The organism is uncultured Oscillibacter sp. (genome assembly GCF_910587525.1).
Taxonomy (GTDB): Bacteria; Bacillota; Clostridia; order Oscillospirales; family Oscillospiraceae; genus Oscillibacter.
On sequence record NZ_CAJULS010000050.1, the window covers coordinates 1 to 15,166 of the forward strand.

Sequence of the window (15,166 nt, forward strand, 5' to 3'; positions counted from 1 at the left end):
GACAGAGAAAAGAGAAATGGGGGGTGCATATGCACCAGCCATCATCATGGCTGTACCCCTCTCCGCCCGTCAGGGCGAGCAAAACCTACCCCTCCCGGCGGGAGAGCGCCGACCTCGCATGTCCCTCCAGCCCCTCCCGGCGGGCAAAGTCCGCGATTTTCTCCGCGCAGCCGTTCAGGGCGGTCCGGTCATAGTACAAAAAGCTGGACCGCTTCATAAAATCATCCACCCCCAGGGGACTGGAGAACCGGGCTGTCCCGGAAGTCGGCAGGGTGTGGTTGGGCCCCGCGAAATAGTCCCCCAGAGCCTCCGGCGTAGACCGGCCCAGGAAAATACTCCCGGCGTTTTTGATCCGGGGCAGCAGGGCAAAGGGATTGTCCACACACAGCTCCAGATGCTCCGGAGCGATGCGGTTTACCGCCTCCACCGCCTTGTCCAGGCTGTCCGTCACAATGATCTTGCCATTATCCTCAATGGAGCGGCGGGCGATGTCTTGTCTGGGCAGAGTCTCCAGCTGGACCTCGACCTCCGCCCGGACAGCCTCCGCCAGTTTCCGGCTGTCCGTCACCAGCACGGCGGAGGCCAGCACGTCGTGCTCCGCCTGGCTCAGCAGGTCCGCCGCCGCCCATTTCGGGTCGGTCTCTCCGTCCGCCAGCACTAAAATCTCACTGGGGCCGGCGATCATGTCGATGTCCACCAGGCCGAAGACCTTCCGCTTGGCGGTGGCCACGAAGACTCCGCCGGGGCCAACGATCTTGTCCACCCTCGGCACGGTCTCCGTACCGAAGGCCAGAGCCGCTACCGCCTGGGCGCCGCCCAGCTTAAAGACATCCGCCACCTCCGCCAGCTCCGCCGCCATCAGCGCCTCCGGACTGACGGTCCCGTCCCTCCGGGGGGGCGTTACGATCACAATGTCCTGTACCCCCGCGATCTGGGCCGGAATGGCGTTCATCAAAATTGTGGACGGAAATGCCTCCGGGCTCCGGGGGACGCAGATGCCCACCCGCTCGACGGGCGTCCACCGCTGGCCCATGACCACGCCGGACCCCCTGGTGAGGAAAAAGTCGTTGTGCTTCTGCCGCTCATGGAAGCTGCGGATATTCTCCGCCGCCTCCTTCAGGGTCTCCAAACAGCAGGGGTCCACGGCCTCCCTGGCGGCGTCAAATTCCGCCGCCGCCACCCAGAGGTCCTTCAGTTCCGCGCCGTCGAAGCGCCTTGTATAATCCCGCAGGGCCGCGTCGCCCCGGCTGCGGACATCCGCCAGAATACCGTCCACGGCGGCGGAGACATCCTCCTCCGCCCGGATATCCCGGTTGAGAAACTCCTCCGGGGAGAGGCGGTCAAAATCCAGGATTTTCATCATCTCTCCGTCACCTCCGTCAGCTTACCCAGCAGGGTCTCAATCTCCCGGCGCTTGAACTGATACCCGGCCCGGTTGGCGATAAACCGGGCAGAGATGGGCATAAACTCCGTCAGCACCTTCAAATTGTTCTCCTTTAAGGTTGTGCCGGTCTCCACGATATCCACAATCACGTCCGAGAGCCCCAGGATTGGGGCCAGCTCAATGGAGCCGTTGAGCTTGATGATGTCGATGTCCCTGCCCTGGGCGGCGTAATAGGCCTTGGCGATGTTCACAAACTTGGTGGCCACCCGCAACGTCCGGCCCGGATCGTCGGTGAAGTCCGCCGGCCCCGCCACGCACATACGGCATTTTCCCAGGCCCGTATCCAACAGCTCGTACACATCCGCCCCGGACTCCGCAAGAATGTCCTTGCCCACGATGCCGATGTCCGCCGCGCCGTGCTCCACATAGATGGCCACGTCGCTGGGCTTGACCAGAAAGTAGCGGATGCCCGCCTCTTGGTTCTCCACCACCAGCTTGCGGGTGTCGCTGTAGTTCTCCGGGCAGCCGTAGCCCACTCCCGCCAGGAGATTGTAAACCTTGTCCCCCAGGCGGCCCTTAGGCAGCGCCACATTCAGCATCACCCGCCCATTGTCCTCCGAAGCCGTCTCTGTGAGCCGGTTCAGCTCGTCCAGATACAGGGCAAAGCCGATGGCCCGGGCCCCAGGGCGGAACTGCTCCGCCAGAGGGTCGTACCGCCCGCCCTTCAAAACGGCCCGGGGCAGTCCGGTGAGGTAACCCTGGAGCACCAGGCCGTTGTAATACTCCATGTCGTTGGCAAGGGACAGGTCCAGCCGCAGATGCTCCGTCCGCTCCTGCTCCGCCAGGGTCTGGCAGAGCTTCCGCAGCTCCTGAACAGCCCCGCCCATAGGGGCGTTCAGGGCCAGGGGCTCTGCCTCCGCCAGCACCGTCTCCCAGTCCCCCGCGAGAGAGGGCAGGCGGCACAGAGCCTCCGCCCCCTGACGCGACAGTCCCGCCGCCTCCGCCGTCTTCTGGAGCTCGTGGGTGTTCCGGTCCCGGATACAGGTCAGGAGCTTGGGCCGGACGGCCTCCGGAGCTCCCACAGCGTCAAAGAGGCCGGTGACAAAGCCCATGTGGCTCAGTTCCAGCACAAAGTCCCGGCCCGTCAGCGCCAGGCTTTGAACCGCCAGAGACACCGCCTGGGCCGTGACGGCGCCGTCCACCGCGCCGATGCACTCCAGGCCCATCTGGCTGATCTCCCGGAAGGTGTAGCTCTCCTGGCTGGGGCGGTAGACATTCTCGGCGTAGTAGTAGCGCCCGCAGCCGCCCTCCTCCACCTGGGCGTTCTTGGCGATGGAGAGGGTCACGTCGGGCTTCAGCGCCAGCAGCCGCCCGTCCAGGTCCGTGAAGGTAATGACCTGGTCACTGGCAAGAAACCGGCGGTTCTCCTGGTACAGTCCGTACTCCTCAAACCGGCCCATGTGGTACTGCCGGAAGCCCGAGCGTTCAAACAGCAGCCGCGCCTGGAGGGAGATCCGTTCCTGGGGGCGGAGCATATTCAGATCCAATTCCATTGGGGTGTTCCTCCTTGGGGACGGGGAGCTCCCGCCCGTCTTATCGGGTCTATTGTACTTCATTATATTAGCAAAGTAAAGCAGTAATTCGCTAATACGATAAATTCTCTGATTTATCCAAATATCAGAAAGAGAAAGAGGCCGGATACAGGGATTTTACACCCAACATCCGGCCTTTGCAACTGTGGATTCTATTTTCGGCACACCTGTCACTTAAAGATTTTTGTAGGGGCCGCCGGGGACGGCGGCTCCTACGAACGTTTGCCGATAGAAGGTCGTAGGGGCGATTATCAATCGCCCCTCCTCCGCGAATGCCGGATTGCCGTATTTTCTCCTCCCGGCGTCACACATCGATCAGGATCTTTTTGCAGGACTCACAGTAAAACGCCTCCGCCCTGGACTGCGAGAGCGCGTTTTTCGCCACGATGACTCTGTTCCACGAGGGGCCATCCAGCGGCCACCACGTGATGCCGCGCCTTCCGTCCCCCGTGAGCTCCCCCTTTTGCATCCCCTGCTGACAGTATGGACAGATCATAAAATCCTCCTTCTCATGCGCTTCCCGCGCTATCCCTCCAAGGCGATGGTGCAGCGCCAGGAGAGGGAATTGTCCGCCTTGGCCTCATCCGTCGGGAACGCCGCTGCTAAGTCCCCGTTGACGTAAAAGTTCCGGCTCTCCACCTCCCAGGTGACGACGGCGCCGTTTCCCCGGAGGGTGAAGCCGTTTTCCCAGTCCGCGTCCACCAGGCCGCTGATCAGGCCCTTTCTGGCGGAGGCCCAGAGGGGGGCGTCCGCCCGGGACCAGGCCAGGGCGGTGGCCGCCGTGGCGATGTCGTTGACGGGGAGATAGATCCACTCCTCCGTGTTCTCCAGGGACCGCTCCCAGGTGACGGCCCGCACCGCCCCATCCTCCAGGGTGTACTGAAAGTCGTGGTCCCGGCGCCAGCTGGCGCCCGTGTATGTCACAGTGCCCCCCGGCGGGTCCGGGGCCCTCTTCCACCCGCCCGTCTCGTCCAGGATCCAGACGGGGGACTGGTCGATATAGGCGGCCTGGCGGTTGTAGTTCTCGGCGAACTCCGCCACCGTCAGGGGCCCCCGGTTGGGGGGCAGCTGGGAATAGCTGTTGGCCGCCTCGGCGCACGCCAGCACCAGCACTGACGCCAGGACAAAGCCGGCGGCGTGCCGCAAAGGCCGAAACGGGGCGGCCGTATAGGCGGTATCCGCATCCCAGGGCTGGGGCTCGTCGTTCCAGCACCGGCTGGCGGTGCGGAACATCTGAATCCAGGACCAGATGGGGATGAAGAGGCCCTCGCCGTACCACAGCAGAAGAAGGTGGCGGGTGAGCCCCTCGGAGTACGTCAGCCTCTCCCCGTCCCGTCCGGTGATCCGCAGTCCCAGCAGGGCTTTGCCGGGGGTAGTCCCGAAAAGGCGCAGCAGCAGCGGCTCCAGAAACAGCCAGATTACCTGCACGGCGATCTGGAGCGCCAGTCCGCTGGCCAGGGAGGGGTTGTGCCCCGTCAGGGCGATGACCGCCAGCAGCAGACACAGCAGCCCGTATTCGTCAAAGAGCCTGGCCAGCAGACGCCGGGTGAGGCCGGTATACACCGGCAGGGTGTCGGCCTCCGGCAGAGCCGGGGCAGGCGGGGCCTTCCACCAGACTTCTCCGCCGGCGGGGGGCAGGGCCGGGGCGTCCAGGACCGAGAGGTAAGTCCCCGGGTCCAGCGTCTCAAAGGTCTCCCCGGACCGCCGCAGCTCCCCGCAGACCCGTTCCACCCGCTCCAGGGTCCCCCGCTCTCCGGCCAGAGACGCCAGACGGCTGTCCAGAGCCTCGGACAGGCTCCGGGAGCCTCCCTGCACCGCCTTCAGCTCCTCCATGGGGACCCCCAGCCGCCGCAGGAGCTTGATCTTCTCCAACGCCGCCAGATCCGCCTCGCTGTAATTCCGATAGCCGTTTTTGGCCCGGGCAGGGCACAGCAGACCCTCCGCCTCATAGTAGCGGATATTGGCCCGGGGCACGCCGGAGCGGGCCTCCATCTCCTTACTGGTCATCTCACCGCCTCCTTTTTGCCTCAGTGTAAACTATCAAGTAACTTTCATGTCAAGGATTTTACGGAAAATTTCAACGTTTTCGGGCGGAAAATTCCGCCGCCTCCCGAATCCAGCCCAAGAGCTCCCCGTCGATCTCCTCCACCGAGCCGATGACAATATGGTGGGTCCAGCGGCCTGGATAGGGCTCCGAGGCGGCGTCCACCCGCGGGGAGTCCAGCCGGCAGTTCAGGCCGACAGTGACGGTGAGAAATGGGCTGGGCCGCTCCGCCGCCCGCCGGGCGGGCAGCAGGGAGGCAAAAGCAAAGTTCCGCCGGTTGGAGAAGGAAATTTGTGTCTTCTGTACCCGGATACGTGTATCCGGAAGCTCCGTTAAAATCCGCTCCTCCAGGGCCAGGTACAGCGGCAGGGAGCGGGGACTGTCCCGAAAGAAAAAGGGGATGTCCGGGCCGGCCGGCTGACAGGTCTTTTCCATTAGCAATTTTGCTCCTTTCCTTCTGGGCTCCGCTCAACCCCGCCAGGACTCTGCCCTGGACCCGCCGCCCTTTGAAAAGGGCGGCCCCAAACTCTACCGATCCTTCGCGGTAAATACCCGCCGCCCTGCGCTCCACACCGCCCGGACCGCTCCCGGCTGCCGGACGTAGAGACACCGTTCCAGCCTCTCCTCCGGCGTCAGCGGGTGGGGCTGGAGAAGTTTGCTGTCGTCCAGCGCCAGGGCGTGGAGGGCATTCCCCGGGGCAAAGCCGGGCTGCTCCCCGAAGAAGGCCGCCCCGGCGGAGGTGGCCAGATACCAGGCCTCTGGCGCGGTCAGGAAATCCGTCTCCCAGCCGTCCAGAATCCGCCGGGCCTTGGAGGCCCGGATGGCGGAGGACGCCGCATCCAGCATACTCACCTTGTCGCCGCCGGCGGTGTCGGTACCCAGGGCCACCCGGATACCCTCCCGCAGCATCACCCGCACCGGAGCCACACCGGAGCAAAGGTTCTGGTTGGAGTCCGGACAGTGGACGGCGGTGACCCCGGCGTCCTTCATGGCCTGCCGTTCCCGCCCGTCGCACCAGACACAGTGGGCCATCACTGTGCGCCCGTTCCACAGGCCGTACTTGGCGTAGGTCTCCCAGTATTGTGCGCAGTCCGGGTGCAGCCGGCACACCCAGGCCTGCTCCGCCGTGTTCTCCGACAGATGGGACTGGATGGGCAGGTCCCGCTCTTCCGCCAGCTTCCCCAGAAAGGCCATCAGCTCATCGGTGCAGGAGGGAGTGAACCGGGGCGTCACCACAGGTCTGACATACCGGAAGTCCTGACAGGCCTCCAGCCAGCGCAGCGTCTCCTCCATGGACTCCTCCGTGGTCTCCTGGAGATTGTGCGCGCCGTTGCGGTCCATGTTCACTTTGCCCACATAGCCTGTGACACCGGCCCGCTCCAGCTCCTCCATCAGGATAAGGGTGGCCTCCCGGTGGAGGGAGGAGAACATGCACACCCGGGTGGTGCCGCCCGCGATGAGGTCATGGGCCAGCCGCCGGTACACCTCCCGGGCGTAGTCCGGGTCCGCAAACCGGGCCTCCGTGGGAAAGGCGTAGGTATTCAGCCAGTCCAGCAGGGGCAAATCCATGCCCATGCCCCGCATGGGGTACTGGGGCGCGTGGAGGTGCATATCCGCCGGAGCCTGGAGAATCAGCGCGTCCCCAAAGTCCTCCACATGAGCCCCGGCATACCGCTCCGGCAGGACGGGAAACACGCCGGTGATCCTCCCGTCCTCCGCCGCAAGGTATCCATGTTCCGTCACCTCCAGCCGTCCCAGAGCCGGGACGGAGAGAATGGTACCCTTTAAAATCGTCAAAGCCATGCTAACACCTCTTTCAAAAAATTGGCATAAAGAAAAGCGCCTCCCCGGCAGGACACCCCCTGCGGAAAGACACTCATAGCAGGGTCTTGGGCGGCCCCGTAGAAACTTTCGCACCATCACAGCGAAACTATATGAGCTGTTCACTTTTCTCTGAATTGTTTTATAGTATACCATGTCTCCGGCGGAAAAGCAAGCCCTGAGGAAACGGGAACATGCCCAACCGCGAATTTTATCATCCGCGATTTTGGTTTTGCGGCTGCGGCTCTGCAGGGGCGGGGCTCTGTCCCCGCCCGTTTGCCCGAAAAGGCCAGGTTTCCGGCGGACAGGCCGGGACAGAACCCCGCTTCCTGCATAAAATCTGCGGAGAGGACACTTCCGGAAACGGCACAGACGCGGCGGGGCTTCCCAAAGCAGAAATGGATGGTTTTCCCGAATTTTGCGTGGAAATGTATGAAAAAAGTGCGGCAAAAGCCGCTCCTTTTGGCTTCTTGCCAATTGAGATACCGGCCCGCTGTTGGTAAAATAGAAGAACACAAATGTGAAATGAAAAGTGAGGCACTGTATGGCTCGAACTGTGATTTTTGACCTGGATGGGACCATCCTGGATACCATTGAGGACCTGGCCGCCGCCGGAAACTGGGTCTGCCGCCAGCACGGCTGGCCGGAACACACCGTGGACCGGTTCAAGGCTATGGTGGGCCACGGCATTCCCAACCTGGTCTCTCAATTTACCCCGGAAAGCTGCCGCAGCCCCCTGCTGATCGCCAGCGCCCTGTCCCAGTTCAGCAGCTACTACGGCGCCCACAACATGGATAAGACCGTCCCTTACTCCGGCATTCCGGCGCTGCTGGAGCGGCTGGGCGCCGCCGGGGTCCGCATGGCGGTGTACTCCAACAAGGCAGACGAGTTCAGCCGGGAGATTGTGGAACATTTCTTCCCCGGGGTGTTCCATCTGGTGCGGGGCAAGCGGCCGGATGTACCGGTAAAGCCGGACCCCGCCGCCGCCCGGGCGCTTCTGGCGGAACTGGGGGCGGACCCGGCAGAGACCCTCTTCGTGGGGGACAGCAGTGTGGACATCCTGACAGGCCGCAACGCCGGGGCAAAGACCTGCGGCGTTACCTGGGGCTTCCGTCCCCGGGCGTCTTTGGAGGAGGCCGGAGCAGACTTTCTGGCAGACACGGTGGAGGAGCTGGAGGCGGTGCTTCTGCATCCGTCATGGTGATGACCTTTGAACAGGCCGGGGAACTGCTGGATGTCATGGCGGAAACCTTTCCCCCGCCGCTGTTTGACGGCCTCAACGGCGGAGTGAACCTGCTGGAGGAGACGGTGCCGGACCCGGAGTTCCCCCCGGGGGAGATGTACGTTCTGGGGGAGTACTGCGACGGCCCGCTGGGCCGGTACATCAACCTGTACCACGGTTCTTTCGCCGCCCTGGCGGCCCGGGAGAACTGGGACGCCGGGACCTGGGAGGAGGAACTGCGCCTCACCCTCTCCCACGAACTGACCCACCACATGGAGGCCCGGGGCGGCCTCCACACCCTGGATGACCGGGACGCGGAGGAGCTGGCGGCCTGGCGGCGGGAGTACCGCGAAAAGGAATAGCGCCTATTTTTACCCACCCCGCCGGAGCTTCCGGCGGGGTGGTTTTTGCCGGCTTTGAATTCACAAAATCTTAACAGGTTCCGGCGGGAAGAGGGATTGACAGTCGTGCGGTCCCCGTGTATAATCGATGACAGTCTGTCATAAAGTGACAAAGTGTCATTTGCGGAGAGGAGGGCGGATATGTGTACGGAGACCTTCCTCCGGCTGCCGGAGGAGAAGCGTGGCCGCTTCCTGGAAGCGGCCTGGGGCGAATTCACCAGGGTGAAATTCGCCGACGCCTCTATCAATCAGATTGTCCGGCACGCCGGAATTCCCCGGGGGAGCTTTTACCAGTACTTCACCGACAAGGAGGATTTATTCGCCTATCTTCTCCAGGACGTGCGGGAGCAGTTTATCCAGCTCTTTGCCCGGCTGCTGGAGGAGAACGGCGGCGATATTTTTCAGATGCAGCTGGCGGTTTACGACCGCATCAGCCAGGAGATGGACCCCGGACAGCTGCGGGACCGCTTCATTCAGGTGCTCCAGCTGAATCCGGGCATGGATTTGAAGCGGCTGATTATCGGGGATCCGGACATCCCCGCCGCGCCGCTGATGGAAAAGATCGACCTCTCCATGCTGCGCAGGAAGGACCCCGCCTTTGTGCGCAGTACCGTACTGCTGACTTCCATGGTCATGGTGCCCGCCGTCATGGACAGCCTGACCTGCCCGGAGCGGCGGGCAGAGTGCCGGCGGGAGATGGAGGAGCAGCTGGAGATCATCAGAGGCGGGGCCTGCCGGAAAGGCATGTGCCCACGGAAAGAGCACAAAAGGAGGAAAGTATGAAACAGAGAGTCATCGCCCTCTTGCTGGCGCTGGCACTGCTGGCGGCGGTACCGGCGGTGTCCGCCCTGGCGGAGGAGCGCACTGCCCCGGCGGATGCCTCCCAACCGGATCAGGCGGCCGCTCCCGAGGGTGAGGCGGCGGAGCCCGCTTCGGAACCAGGAGAAGCAGAGGCCGGACCGGCAGCCCGGGAGCCGGAGGAGGACCCCCTCTCCCCGGCGGGACCGGACCTGGCGGAGAATGTGACCATTCAGCCGGACCCCCTGGGGGAGGTCAGCTTTGCCAATGTGGAGCGCCGGATGCGGGAGAACAACTTTCAGATTCTGACCATTGAGCAGAATGTCCTGAGCATTGAGGACATCGACTACGACAAGCTGTACGACAAGCTGTGGCAACAGCTTAACGACATCGCCCAGGCCCAGTGGAGGCTGGTGCGGGCATCCAACGCCATGCATTCTCTGAGCCAGATTCCCGGCTCCGACGTCACTTACAGCGACTATGAGTACGGCACCTCCTATGACCAGCTGGACAGGGCCTACGCCGCCGTGCGGGAGCAGTTTGACGCCATTAAGGACGGCGATATGCAGAAGGACAACGCCGACGTCCTCCGCCAGCTGAGAAACCTTCAGGACCAGATTGTCATGGCGGGAGAGTCGCTGTACGCCGCCCTGGCGGCCATGGAAAGCCAGGAGGCAAATCTGAAGCGGCAGCTGACCGCCCTGGACCGCACCGTGGAGGAGATGGAGCTGCGGTATCAGCTGGGTCAGATCTCCGCCATGCAGCTCTCCGAGGTGAAGGCCGGCAGAACGGCCCTGGAGAGCGGCCTGGCCACTTTGGGAATGAATGTAAAAAACTACAAGCTCCAGCTGGAAATGCTGATTGGAGCGGAGCAGACCGGGGAGATCACCCTGGGCCCTTTGCCGGAGGCGACGGCAGAGCAGCTGGCGGAGATGGATCTGGAGCGTGACCTGGCCGCCGCCAAAGAGAAGAGCTACGAGCTCTACGATGCGGAGAAAATCCTGGAGGACGCCCGGGACGAATACAAGGAGGGCGCTGACAACTGGGCCTACAACGAAGCGCGGATGGAGTTCCGCAACATCCAGCGCACCTGGCAGGCGGCCCAGTATACATACAACAACACCGTACAGAACTATGAGCTGAAATTCCGCACCCTCTACGCTCAGGTGGGGGACTACCGCCAGATCTGGGAGGCCGCCAAAGTCTCATTGGAATGTGAGCGGGACTCCTACGCCGCCTCGGAGCTGAAGTTCCAGCAGGGGACCATCTCCCGCAACGCCCTGCTGACGGCGGAGGACGACCTGCGGGAGGCGGAGGAGAAAGTCCGTTCCGCCGCGGGGGACCTGTTTTCCACCTACAATACCTATTGCTGGGCCGTTCAGCACGGCATCCTGAATTGAGGAGGGCATCCATGAAAATACCGAGAAAAACCGCCGCGCTGCTGCTGGCGCCGGTTCTGGCGCTGTCCCTGACCGCCTGCGGCGGCGGAGAGCCGGCGCAGGACGAAGGCGGGGCGCAGGCGGCCGGCATCGCCGTTCAGGTGGAGACTGTAGTTCAGGACACCATCGCCACGGAGAACAAGGTCTCCGGTAAAATCTCCGCCGATAACGAGGCTGTCATCATGATCGCCTCCACCGCCAAGTGTACTGCCGTTTACTTTGAAGCCGGCGACCAGGTGGAGGCCGGGGACGTTCTCTGCACCCTGGAGCTGGGGAGCGCTCTTTCCAACTACAACGCCGCACGCATCGGGTATAACGGCGCCGTCCAGAGCTACAACGACCAGAAAGCCGTACTGGATAAGCAGGTTCAGCTGGCGGCGGACAATGTGAGCAACACAAAGGCCCTCTTTGAGATCGGCGCCGCCTCTCAGCTGGAGGTGGACCAGGCGGAGCTGAACTACTCCAACGCCGTGGCGGGCCGGAATTCCGCCCTGAGCCAGCTGGAATCCAGCATCCAGAGCGCAAAATCCGGCCTGGCGCAGCTGGACACCGCCCTGGAGAACGTGGACGCCGACGGCAACGTCATCGCCCCCATGGCCGGGACGCTGGTGACCATGAGCGCCGTGGAGAACAGCTTTATCTCCAATTCCATGCCCCTGGCGGTGATCGACGGGCCGGACCAGATGAAGGTCTCCGTCTCCGTGTCCGAGGCCCTGGTGCCCAAGCTCACCATCGGCGCGGCGGCAGACGTGTACGTCAGCGCCATTGACGAGAGCTTTTCCGCCGTCATCCGCTCCGTAGAGCAGGCGGCCAACGTCCAGACCCGGCTCTACACCGTCACGCTTACCGTCCCGGCGGAGGTGGGCGGACTGCTCTCCGGCATGTTTGCCGACGTGACCTTTTTCACCGACGTCTCCCAGAACGCCGTGGTGGTGCCAACGGAATCCATTCTCACCAGCGGCGGCAGCCAGTATGTGTTTGTTGTGGAGAATGATACCGCCCGGTATTTGGAGGTCTCCACCGGCCTCACCGGAAACGGCGTCACCGAGGTGACCTCCGGCCTGACGGCAGGGCAGCAGCTGGTGACCGTGGGGCAGGCCTACCTCCACGAGGGAGATCCGGTCCGCGTGGTCTCCGGGGAGGGTTAAGACCCCATGAGTGTTTCAAAATTCTGCATCCAGCACAAGGTGGCAACGCTTCTGGCCGTTATCATGATTACGATTTTCGGCCTGGTCTTCGCCACTCAATTGCAGATGTCCCTGATGCCGGAGATGGAGGCCCCCATGGCCATGGTGGTCTGCTATTACAACGGCGCCAACCCCAGCGATATCGAGGAGCTCATCACCCGGCCTCTGGAGTCCGCCGTCATGTCGGTCTCCGGCGTGGACGAGGTGTCCTCCACCTCCGCCGACAGCATGTGCCAGCTCCAGGTCACCTATGTGGAGGGCACGGACCTTGACATCGCCGCCACCAAGCTGCGGGAACAGTTTGACCGGCTGAGCCTGCCGGAAGACGCCATAGATCCCGTCATCGTGAACCTGAACCTCAGCGAGCTGATGCCCACGGCCATGGTGGCCCTGGCCGGCAGCGACCTGGCAGAGCTGCAGGCCCTGGCGGAGGATACGGTGGCCCCGGCTCTGGAGCGCATTGACGGCGTGGCCCAGGTGACCGTCAACGGCGGTGTGGCGGAGAAGATCGCCGTGGAGCTGGACGCCACAAGGGCCGCCGGCCTGGGGCTGTCCACAGCCCAGGTCTCCCAGTTCCTGGCGGCCCAGAACCTGCTCTATCCCGGCGGCAGCATGGAGAACGGGTCCAAGACCCTGACTGTCAGCACCGACGCCAAGTTCCAGTCTGTGGAGGACGTGGCGAATATGCTTTTGTCCCTGCCCACCGGCGGCACGGTGCGCCTCAGCGAGGTGGCGGACGTATCTCTGGAGACGGAGCTCTCCGACGCCGCCGCCAAGGTGGACGGCACCGCCTGCGTCGTTCTCCAGGTCTCCAAGCAGTCCGGCGCCAATGAGGCCGCCGCCGCCAAGGCCGTGGAGAGATGCCTGGCAGAGCTGCAGGAGGAAAACCCCTCCATTGTTTACAGCGTGCCTTACAGCGCTGCGGAGTACATTGACATGTCTGTCAGCGCCGCCTTTCAGAATATCCTCCAGGGCGTGCTGCTGGCCGCCATTGTGGTTTTTCTGTTCCTGCGCCGGGGCGGCGCCACCATGACCATCGTAGTGTCCATGCCCGTTTGTATTCTGACGGTGTTCATCCTGATGAATGCCATGGACCTGACGCTGAATATGATGTCCCTGGGCGGCGTGGCCATGGGCGTGGGCATGATCGTGGACAACTCCATCGTGGTGCTGGAGAATATCTACCGCTTTGCTGCCGAGGGCCATGACCGTATGAGCGCCTGCGTGGACGGCACAAAGGAGGTCACCACCTCCGTGCTGGCCTCCACCCTCACCACTCTGGCGGTGTTCGTTCCCCTGGGGCTGGTAACGGGGCTGGCGGGCATGATGTTCCGGGACTTCTGCCTCACCATCGCCTCGCTGATCTTCGCCTCTCTCGTCATCGCTCTGGCGCTGGTGCCACTTCTCTGCTACATGCTGTTGGACGAGGAAAAGGTCCGCCGCCAGCAGCTGAAAAAAGCGGAGAAAAAGCCCGCCGCCCTTCTGGCGAAAATTGGCGGCTGGATTACAAAGCTCTATGGGTTTTATATGCGTCTTCTGGGCTATTTTGTCCGCCACCTCAAGGCCGGAATGCTGGCCTCTGCGGCACTGGTGGTACTCTTCACCGTCCCGGTCTTTGCCACCACCATGGTGCTGATCCCGGACATGGACCAGGGGCAGGTCTCCGTCAACATCTCCATGCCCATCGGCTCAGAGATGGAGGAGTCCGCCGCCATCGCGGACCGGGTTTCCGCCATTGCCCAGGAGCAGATTCCGGAATTGGAGGAGATGTACTACATCGCCCAGGACGAGTCCGTCACCATGATGCTGAACCTGACCAGCAAGTCCAGCCGGAGCCGCAGCAGCTTTGATATCGCCGACAGCCTGCGGCCCCGGCTCCAGGATATCGCCGGGTGCGAGATCACCGTCAGCGCCTCCAGCACCACGGGAATGCTGGGCGGCAGCGACATCAGCCTGGACATCACCGGCGTGGACTACGAGACCCTGCGGATGGTCGCCGGTGACCTGGCAGAGCGGATCTCCCGGCTGCCGGACGCCATTGACGTGCAGACCTCTCTGGCGGAGCAGGTGCCCCAGGTGAAGGTCACCGTAAACCGGGAGGCGGCGGCGCAGTACGGCCTCACCGCAGCCTCCATCGGCATGGCTGTCCGCTCGGAGCTGACGGGCAGCACCGCCACCACTGTCACCATCCGCAACCAGGAGCTGGATGTGGTAGTCCGGGGCGACGGCAGCGCCGGGGAGAGTCTGGACGCCCTCCGCTCCATGCCCGTCGCCACCGCTCTGGGCGGCACGGTACCCCTGCGCTCCGTGGCGGACGTATCCGTGGTCCAGGAGCCCCAGAGCATCTCCCGGGTAAACCAGTCCCGGCAGGTGCAGGTCACCGGCTCCACCCTCAGCGGCGACGCCACCGCCATGACCCGGGATCTGCGGACCATCCTGGCGGACTACTCCATACCGGAGGGCTATACGGTGGAGATCAGCGGCAGCTACTCCAGCATGGTGGAGAGCTTCGGGGATCTGCTGCTGGCGCTGCTGGTGGCCCTGGGCCTGGTGTATTTCGTGCTGGCGGCCCAGTTTGAGTCTTTTTTGATGCCGGTCATTGTCATGATGATCCTGCCGGTTGCCTTTACCGGCGCCCTCTTCGCCCTGCCGCTCACCGGGCGGGATCTGTCCATCATCTCCCTGGTGGCCCTCATCATGCTGGCAGGCACGGTGGTCAACAACTCCATCATTCTGGTGGAGTACATCAAGATCCGCCGGGAGATGGGGGAGGACCGGCAGACCGCCATTCTCAAGGCCTGCCCTCTGCGGATCCGGCCCATCATGATGACCACCCTCACCACGGTGCTGGCCATGGTACCCATGGCCGTTGGCATCGGCGAGACCAACGAAATGATGAGCGACATGGGCATTGTGATGATCAGCGGCATGGTAATCTCCACTGTGGTGACCCTGGTCTTCACCCCCGTGTTCTACTCTGTGATCGACGAACTGAGTCATATTTTCCGCCGCCGGAAGAAGAAAAGTCTCCCGAAGGCGGAGGAAAAAACCGCCCCCGCCGGTGTGTAAAAAAACCGCCCGGAAGCAGTGCTTCCGGGCGGAATGATTGTGAAATTGGAAACCGCGGGCTAAGCCCGTGGTTTCCAATTTCACAATAAAGGAAAGCGGCGCGAAGCGCCGCTTTCCTCTTAGTCTACAATATCCACAGATACCTTTACGCCGGTGCGCTGGGCAGATCGGAAGAGCACACGTCTGAACTCCAGTCACCATACGGAATC

13 protein-coding genes and 1 riboswitch are annotated in these 15,166 nt (G+C 63.1%); of the genes, 7 read left to right on the top strand and 6 right to left on the bottom strand.

Going from position 1 to position 15,166, the window contains the following annotated elements:
- Positions 1-85 precede the first annotated feature (85 nt).
- The 6 genes from hisD to QZ326_RS06305 all read right to left on the bottom strand — a co-directional run bounded on the left by hisD (position 86) and on the right by QZ326_RS06305 (position 6,823).
- Positions 86-1,363, bottom strand: a complete 1,278-nt coding sequence (gene hisD, locus QZ326_RS06280; protein ID WP_295742732.1) for a histidinol dehydrogenase — start codon at positions 1,361-1,363, stop codon at positions 86-88.
- Positions 1,360-2,937, bottom strand: coding sequence for an ATP phosphoribosyltransferase (gene hisG, locus QZ326_RS06285; protein ID WP_295742734.1), 1,578 nt, complete (start codon positions 2,935-2,937; stop codon positions 1,360-1,362). Before hisG ends, hisD begins: the two co-directional genes overlap by 4 nt.
- A 343-nt stretch (positions 2,938-3,280) precedes the next feature.
- On the bottom strand, positions 3,281-3,472 hold the full coding sequence (locus QZ326_RS06290; RefSeq protein ID WP_295742737.1) for a PF20097 family protein: 192 nt from the start codon (positions 3,470-3,472) through the stop codon (positions 3,281-3,283).
- A 29-nt stretch (positions 3,473-3,501) separates the two neighbouring features.
- Positions 3,502-4,983: a MerR family transcriptional regulator gene (locus tag QZ326_RS06295; protein ID WP_295742739.1), complete on the bottom strand. Its 1,482-nt coding sequence runs from the start codon at positions 4,981-4,983 to the stop codon at positions 3,502-3,504.
- Between the two features lie 70 nt (positions 4,984-5,053).
- Positions 5,054-5,455 carry a DUF5655 domain-containing protein gene (locus QZ326_RS06300; RefSeq protein ID WP_295742742.1) on the bottom strand — a complete coding sequence of 134 codons (402 nt, stop codon included), beginning with the start codon at positions 5,453-5,455 and terminating at the stop codon, positions 5,054-5,056.
- Positions 5,456-5,548: 93 nt separating this feature from the next.
- Positions 5,549-6,823 carry an amidohydrolase family protein gene (locus tag QZ326_RS06305; RefSeq protein WP_295742744.1) on the bottom strand — a complete coding sequence of 425 codons (1,275 nt, stop codon included), beginning with the start codon at positions 6,821-6,823 and terminating at the stop codon, positions 5,549-5,551.
- A 56-nt stretch (positions 6,824-6,879) separates the two neighbouring features.
- A riboswitch (purine riboswitch) is annotated at positions 6,880-6,978 on the bottom strand.
- 57 nt (positions 6,979-7,035) lie between these two features.
- Here QZ326_RS06305 and QZ326_RS06310 point away from each other — a divergent pair.
- The 7 genes from QZ326_RS06310 (at position 7,036) to QZ326_RS06340 (ending at position 14,957) form a co-directional block, all read left to right on the top strand.
- A complete protein-coding gene (locus QZ326_RS06310) occupies positions 7,036-7,344 on the top strand; it encodes a hypothetical protein (protein WP_295742747.1) in 309 nt (102 codons plus the stop codon).
- Positions 7,345-7,385: 41 nt separating this feature from the next.
- Entirely contained in the window at positions 7,386-8,045 is a 660-nt protein-coding gene (locus QZ326_RS06315) for an HAD family hydrolase (RefSeq protein WP_295742749.1), read from the top strand.
- Positions 8,039-8,425, top strand: coding sequence for a metallopeptidase family protein (locus QZ326_RS06320; protein ID WP_295742752.1), 387 nt, complete (start codon positions 8,039-8,041; stop codon positions 8,423-8,425). The genes QZ326_RS06315 and QZ326_RS06320 overlap by 7 nt, the downstream gene beginning before the upstream one ends.
- A 180-nt stretch (positions 8,426-8,605) precedes the next feature.
- Positions 8,606-9,247 (top strand): TetR/AcrR family transcriptional regulator, encoded by a 642-nt coding sequence (locus tag QZ326_RS06325; protein WP_295742755.1) that lies wholly within the window; start codon positions 8,606-8,608, stop codon positions 9,245-9,247.
- The gene (locus QZ326_RS06330; protein ID WP_295742757.1) at positions 9,244-10,662 is read left to right on the top strand and encodes a TolC family protein; all 1,419 of its coding nucleotides are present in this window, start codon (positions 9,244-9,246) and stop codon (positions 10,660-10,662) included. Before QZ326_RS06325 ends, QZ326_RS06330 begins: the two co-directional genes overlap by 4 nt.
- Before the next feature lie 11 nt (positions 10,663-10,673).
- The gene (locus QZ326_RS06335; protein WP_295742760.1) at positions 10,674-11,849 is read left to right on the top strand and encodes an efflux RND transporter periplasmic adaptor subunit; all 1,176 of its coding nucleotides are present in this window, start codon (positions 10,674-10,676) and stop codon (positions 11,847-11,849) included.
- A gap of 6 nt (positions 11,850-11,855) precedes the next feature.
- Positions 11,856-14,957 (top strand): efflux RND transporter permease subunit, encoded by a 3,102-nt coding sequence (locus QZ326_RS06340; protein ID WP_295742763.1) that lies wholly within the window; start codon positions 11,856-11,858, stop codon positions 14,955-14,957.
- The last annotated feature ends 209 nt before the right edge of the window (positions 14,958-15,166 follow it).

Bases quoted from the DNA above. Each gene is read 5' to 3' on its own strand.
- QZ326_RS06330 (WP_295742757.1), top strand. From the start codon at position 9,244: ATGAAACAGAGAGTCATCGCCCTCTTGCTGGCGCTGGCACTGCTGGCG.
- QZ326_RS06335 (WP_295742760.1), top strand. From the start codon at position 10,674: ATGAAAATACCGAGAAAAACCGCCGCGCTGCTGCTGGCGCCGGTTCTG.
- QZ326_RS06290 (WP_295742737.1), bottom strand. From the start codon at position 3,472: ATGATCTGTCCATACTGTCAGCAGGGGATGCAAAAGGGGGAGCTCACG.
- QZ326_RS06325 (WP_295742755.1), top strand. From the start codon at position 8,606: ATGTGTACGGAGACCTTCCTCCGGCTGCCGGAGGAGAAGCGTGGCCGC.
- hisG (WP_295742734.1), bottom strand. From the start codon at position 2,937: ATGGAATTGGATCTGAATATGCTCCGCCCCCAGGAACGGATCTCCCTC.
- QZ326_RS06310 (WP_295742747.1), top strand. From the start codon at position 7,036: ATGCCCAACCGCGAATTTTATCATCCGCGATTTTGGTTTTGCGGCTGC.
- hisD (WP_295742732.1), bottom strand. From the start codon at position 1,363: ATGATGAAAATCCTGGATTTTGACCGCCTCTCCCCGGAGGAGTTTCTC.
- QZ326_RS06340 (WP_295742763.1), top strand. From the start codon at position 11,856: ATGAGTGTTTCAAAATTCTGCATCCAGCACAAGGTGGCAACGCTTCTG.
- QZ326_RS06305 (WP_295742744.1), bottom strand. From the start codon at position 6,823: ATGGCTTTGACGATTTTAAAGGGTACCATTCTCTCCGTCCCGGCTCTG.
- QZ326_RS06295 (WP_295742739.1), bottom strand. From the start codon at position 4,983: ATGACCAGTAAGGAGATGGAGGCCCGCTCCGGCGTGCCCCGGGCCAAT.
- QZ326_RS06320 (WP_295742752.1), top strand. From the start codon at position 8,039: ATGGTGATGACCTTTGAACAGGCCGGGGAACTGCTGGATGTCATGGCG.
- QZ326_RS06300 (WP_295742742.1), bottom strand. From the start codon at position 5,455: ATGGAAAAGACCTGTCAGCCGGCCGGCCCGGACATCCCCTTTTTCTTT.
- QZ326_RS06315 (WP_295742749.1), top strand. From the start codon at position 7,386: ATGGCTCGAACTGTGATTTTTGACCTGGATGGGACCATCCTGGATACC.